Raw genomic sequence first — 6,181 nt, 5'->3', positions numbered from 1 at the left:
CATATCCTTGCCATTTTTCACTTCATTCTGAAAATCTATGCCCGTTTCAGAAGCATCTAATTTGGTAAATAAGGTATCTGATTTTTCCTTAGAACAATTGACAAATACTATAAATGTGGATAAAAAGGCAATACGTTTTAACATCTTAAAAATGATTTAATATTGGTAATATATAAGCAAGCAATTTATGAATTTTTAATTTTACAAAAAAATTATTCGATGTTATAAAAGGCTTTGGAATTGTTAAATAAGATAAAAAAGCTCTTAAAATGAGATCTTATTTTATAATGAGAAAGAGGGTATTTTGAATACCCTCTTTAACTAACTAAACCAAAAAAAAAATAAACAATTCTTAATATCCTGGGTTTTGGTGAATATTTGGATTTAACAATGCAGTTGTCGGTATTGGCAACAAAACTCTATAAGCATCAGTATTAGTCATTGTAGCTCTAGATGTAGTATAAGTTCCGAAACGAATCATATCATTTCTTCTCCAACCTTCTTCCCACAATTCTGTAGCTCTGGCTTTATCAATGTTTGCTAAAGTTGATAAATTAATTATGGTTGTAACTCCTTGACGTTCTTGTAATTGAGTAGCAATAGACGCTACAGTAGTTGAGCTTGAACCACCTCTTGCAATAGCTTCTGCTTTCATTAACAAAGCATCTGCATAACGGAATAATACATAGTCATTTTCAGGTTTATCCATATTTGATACATCTGGAATGTATTTTTGAGGACGAATTCCCCATTTTTCTAACCATTCATCAGAAATAATTTTACCATCTGATGGAAGCCCTGCTGGGTCGCTTTGGAAATCTAAAGGTAATGAACCGTTTTGACCTCTTGTAGTCAATGGCGTAACACCACCTTTGTCGTATTGTAAACCTTTTCGCATACCAAGTGGACTTCCAAAAGATGCAATAATTGAAGGATCATCATTTAAAATACGTCTGTCAGAAGCATCAAATTTGTCATAATATTCCTGTAATACAGAAAATCCGTTCCATCCACTAGGAATTTGATTGTAATGGTTGCCCATATACCATCTTGTTCTTACTGCTCCCATATCTACACCATTAATGTTTTTGGCAGAAAATATAAGCTCAGGACATGTGTTGTTAGATGGTTTAAAGTTGTCCCAGTAATCATCTGCTAAAGTAGTAGAGCTAGAAATAGCATCTACATATTGAATTACTTTATTCATATTAGCTACATTATTAGCATCAAACCCTGTGTGTGTAGCTGAATCAAATACCGCTTTATTTAAATAAATTTTAGCTAATAGAAAGTTAGCTGCATCTTTACTTGCAATAGATGGATCAGATGTGTTTTTATCTGACAAATTTGGTAATGCTTCTTCAAGTAAAGCAATTATTTGAGCTGTAGCTTCTGGAGAAGTCCATACTTTAGGGAAGTCGTCAGGAGAACTTCCTGCTTCTCTATAAGGTACCTGACCAAACATATCGATGGCATTGTAGTAATAATAAGCTTTTAAAAATTGAGCTTCTGCTTTTTTAGTAGCAGGAATTCCTTGAATAGCTAGTGCTAAATCACAATTATATACACTTGACAACATTTGTTTCCAAGCTGTGTTTACTTCTCTGCTGTTAGCATTCCATGTATGGAAATGGTCTTCTAGCCAAGCTCCACCATCACCCCAGTCACCTGCACGAGTTGGCACAATAACAAAATCTGTTGTTACTTCCTGCACTGCAAATATCCCGTCTTGACCTTCAAATTGACGTAATCCATTGTAAGCAGAAGTTAGCACCGCATCTGGATCTGCTTTTGAAATATCAGTCGCATCAAGAATTTTTTCATCTAAATTAGTACAACTAACTCCAAGAACTAATGCTCCTGCAAAGATACTGTACTTTATAAAATTATTTTTTTTCATTTTTATTCTAATTAAAATGTTACGTTAAGACCTACTGAAAAAGTTCTAGCTTTTGGATAAGATAAATAATCTATACCAGCTGAAGGGATACCATTTAAAGTTTTGTTGGTATCAACTTCTGGATCAAAACCTGAATATTTAGTAATTACAAATAAGTTAGAACCGTTTACATAAAAACGAGCTGATTTTATTTTAAAACGTTCTAAAGCATCTCCTTTAATTGTATAGCCTAGAGTTAAATTACCCATCCTAAGAAAATCTCCTTTTTCAAGATATTTAGTAGATGGTGTGTTAGCATCAGATCTTGATTGAACTGAATTGGCTACTTCTGGAGTTACGTTTTTGCCTCCCAATTGGTTTTGATAGAAAATAGCAACATTAGTATTGTTAAATAAGTAATGTCCAAAATTTCCATATAATGATGTTGAGAAATCAAAGGCTTTGTAATACAAAATTGTTGATATACCCGCAGTCATTTTAGGTAACGGCTGTTTGTCTAACATTTTAGCAGCTCCACCATCTGCATATTGAGAAATTCCATTAGCATCATATCCGGTAAATGTTGGAAGATAGTAAGTATATAATGGATAACCGTCTTGAATTCTTTGTACGTATGCATCAGTCAAACCTTGACCGTGTATAGCTCCAACATTATAAATGTTAGCTGCTCCAAGATTTTTAATAGTATTTGACAAGAATGCCATATTGCCAGAAATCTCCCAAGTTAAATCATCTGTGTCAATTGCTTTGTAAGTCAACGAAACCTCAACACCTTTATTAATAAGGTTTGCAGGTAAATTTTGGTATTTAATACCTTGTGGAGAAGGCTGTCCCGATGTTGAAGGAATACCTACAATTAAATCAGTAGTGTTTTTGTTGAAATAGTCAACAGATCCTGATAACTTATTTTTTAACAATGTAAAATCAGTACCAATTCCATAAGAAGTTGTAGTTTCCCAAGTTAATTGAGAATTTGCATTGTTTACAATATTGAATTGATCTGGACCATTATATTCAATAATACCTACAGAAGAGTTTCTTGGAAATTCAGTATTCCCTGTTTTACCAACATTTATTCTTAATTTCAAATCATTAACTAATCCTTCTTTTCCTTCAACTAGTTTATACCCCAAACCTAAAGATGGAAAATTTCCATATTTTTTACCAGCTGCTGCTTTAGAAGAACCATCTCGTCTAACTGTCAAATCTAAATTCAATTTATTATAGAAAGCCAATGATGCTCTAGCAAAAACAGATTGCATTTCAACTAATCCTTTGTAAGAACCAGTTCTTGTTTCTGTAGGGATTCCACCTTCCATATTGTCTAATAAATTAGTTTGTGTGGAAGCAAAACCTTTTGCAGAAACATAATTACCATTAGATTGATAGTTATAAAACGAATATCCAACAATTGCATTCAAATTGATATCTTTTGTGATATCCTTTGTATAGGTTAAATTATGTTCAACAGTTTTATTGACCCTTTGATCCATTGCAACAGTTGCTTGACCTCTATATGTTTTTAAATCTGCTGGATTAGTTGCCGTAGCAAAATCTTGAATATTTAAATCCGGAGTAGCTTGTTGTTTTACTACTGAATTAGATGTCTCGTAACCAAAAACCATATTATATTTCAAGTTATTGGTTAATTTCACGGTGGTTGTTATACTTCCTAAAAATTTAGACAGATCACCATTATTAGAGAACGAATTCATTAAATGAACTGGATTGATATAATCTCCACTTACTCTTGTATATCCGCCTGGCATTGTAGCATCATAAACTGAACGGGTTGGATTCCAGTATAATGCAGCACTTAATAAGTTACCAATATAGCCAGTGTCATTTGTAATCAATCCTCTACGGTCTTTAATATTAGAATATGAAATACGAGTTTCCAATTTCACTCTACCATCTAAGAAATCATTTGAATTATACAAGCTTGCAGTATATTTGTCTAACCCTGTATTTCTTACAATACCGTCTGTGTTAGCCATACCCAAAGAAACTCTAGTATTAGATTTGTCTGTTCCACTAGAATAAGATAAGTCATGATTCATTGAACCTCCTGTTTGTAAAACTTGCTTTTTCCAATCATATGAATCGCCAAAATGATTAGCGTCATTTGTTGGAGTAGCTGCAAGGAATTCGGAAGTAGATAATACATCAAATTTTGAAGCATATGAGGAAGTTGTAAATGAGTTAGAATAAGATAATTCAGGTTCTTTAGATTTCCCTTTTTTAGTTGTTATTATAATAACTCCATTTGCGCCTCTAGCTCCATAAATTGCTGTTGACGAAGCATCTTTCAAAATTGACATACTTTCTATATCATTTTGATTGATGAAACTTAATGGGTCTTTAGCAGTCATAGTTCCTAAATTCAGATTTGCTCCACCTGCAGATACATCACCACCAGCCAAAGGAACACCATCAACTACAATAAGAGGTCCATTTCCACCGCGTAAAGTACCGTTACCGCGTATTCTAATTGAATTTGCAGCTCCAGGCTCACCACTTGATGAAGTAATTTGCACACCTGCAACTTTACCTTGCAATAGGGATGCAGGATTTGTAGCCGCAACATTATCAAATTTCTTAGAACTGATTTGATCAACAGCTCCTGTCGCATCCTTTTTCTTAACAGTTCCGTAGCCAATTACAACTACTTCTTTTAATTCTGCTGCATCAGAAATTAAAGTAATTTTTACTGTGCTTTTTCCAGCAACATTGATTTCCTGCGATTTTAGCCCTATGTAGCTAAAAACTAAAACTGCATTTGATCCCACATTTTTGATAATAAAATTACCATCCAGATCCGTTTGTGCTCCATTTGTTGTTCCTTTTACTAATACTGAAGCCCCTGGAAGAGGACCACTAGAATCGGATACTGTACCTGACACATCTTGCGAATAAGTCAAACCAGTACATAGCATCATTAGAAACACCATCAAGCCTTTAATTAGACATTTTTTCATACGTAATAAATAAGTTTGGTTAGTATTATATTTAATTAGTTTAAATAACACTTCAAACCTAAATAAATATTTTATGATAATATTAAGAAAATTACAACTTTAACGTTTTCGTAGTTCCGAAAACGTTTTCGATTTTAAAATTAATAGTGTAAAAAATTAGTAATAAAATTATGTTATCTATAAAAAAAAGAAATATAAAAAATGAATAGTATTATTTTATGTGAATTTTATTGATGTACAGAGTCTTTATGAGTATTTGAATTGAAAAATGTTTTTTTATCGATTTTGCTCGATTTTATTGGACTTAATCGTTCATTTCGCTACATAATTTTTAAATTATATAATTAATTATTGCTGGTTTTAAATGTAAATTGGTACTTATTTCTCAAATTCTTGTTATAATAAAGTATAAATTCAACATCTCAATTTTTAAAAATTGAGATGTTGAATTTACAGGAGTAAATCGTAAAAAAGCGTTATAAAAATTGTCCTTTTTTTTATTCTTTGTTCCATAATTTGTTATTTCCTGTTTTATAGTAATTTAAGGACTATTTTACTTCGTTTATCTCTAAAACTACGCTTGTTCTTTTTAAAGAAACATTTGGATTGATCCCAGCTTTCATCAAAAAATCACCTGAATAAACTTTGTCCGAATTTATAGTTGAATAAGTACCTGGAAATAAGTTGATTTCTTTTACAGTATATTTTTTCTTTGGATCCAGTCCATTTAAAACAACAGGTCGCTCCGTTGCTGTTATATTAAATCTATTGTTTACTAAATAGTTAAAAACAACTGCTTTGCTTTTGGTAGGATTTACATACATCAAGGCCGCAATGTTGTTTTCGTGAGGATTGACTAGGCGAAACATATCTCCATGCCAAACGATGTATTTAAATGAATTATAATTTGAAATAGCTTGTTTGCAAAATGTTTTATCATCAGGGTTTAATTTGCTTGCTACAATATCAAAACCTAATTTCCCCATACTAGCTACATCAACTCTAAATTTCAGTGGTTGTTTTCCCCAATCGGTCACGTGGTTACAGGTTGCAATTGATGGGAAGAAATAAGAGTAATCCCATTGCACAAATATTCTTTCTAAAGGTTCAGTATCATCAGTTGGCCAAAATTCTGTGAAATACTTTAAGAATTCATATTCGCCTCGACCACCACCGACAGAACACAACATCATTGGGACTTTTGGATATTTTGCTCTAATTCGTTGGAGAACTTTATACAAACCTTGGGTGTAGTCTACATATAAATTAGTCTGAGGTAATCCTTTTTTATTAAGATATGTAG

At 32.3% G+C, this 6,181-nt stretch carries 3 protein-coding genes; all 3 read right to left on the bottom strand.

Features of this window, described 5'->3' with window-relative positions:
• Nucleotides 1–352: 352 nt before the first annotated feature.
• Nucleotides 353–1,900 carry a RagB/SusD family nutrient uptake outer membrane protein gene (locus PHC28_RS14455; protein WP_300102121.1) on the bottom strand — a complete coding sequence of 516 codons (1,548 nt, stop codon included), beginning with the start codon at nt 1,898–1,900 and terminating at the stop codon, nt 353–355.
• Between the two features lie 11 nt (nt 1,901–1,911).
• Nucleotides 1,912–4,878: a SusC/RagA family TonB-linked outer membrane protein gene (locus PHC28_RS14450; RefSeq protein WP_300102118.1), complete on the bottom strand. Its 2,967-nt coding sequence runs from the start codon at nt 4,876–4,878 to the stop codon at nt 1,912–1,914.
• A gap of 548 nt (nt 4,879–5,426) precedes the next feature.
• Nucleotides 5,427–6,181 (bottom strand): alpha-galactosidase (locus tag PHC28_RS14445; RefSeq protein WP_300102115.1); only part of this gene is annotated, 755 nt, incomplete at its 5' end.

Origin of the sequence: Flavobacterium sp. (genome assembly GCF_028712645.1) — a bacterium.
In the GTDB taxonomy this organism is placed as follows: domain Bacteria; phylum Bacteroidota; class Bacteroidia; order Flavobacteriales; family Flavobacteriaceae; genus Flavobacterium.
Note: the sequence above shows the minus strand (reverse complement) of the source record. Positions and strands in the feature narration are given on the sequence as shown.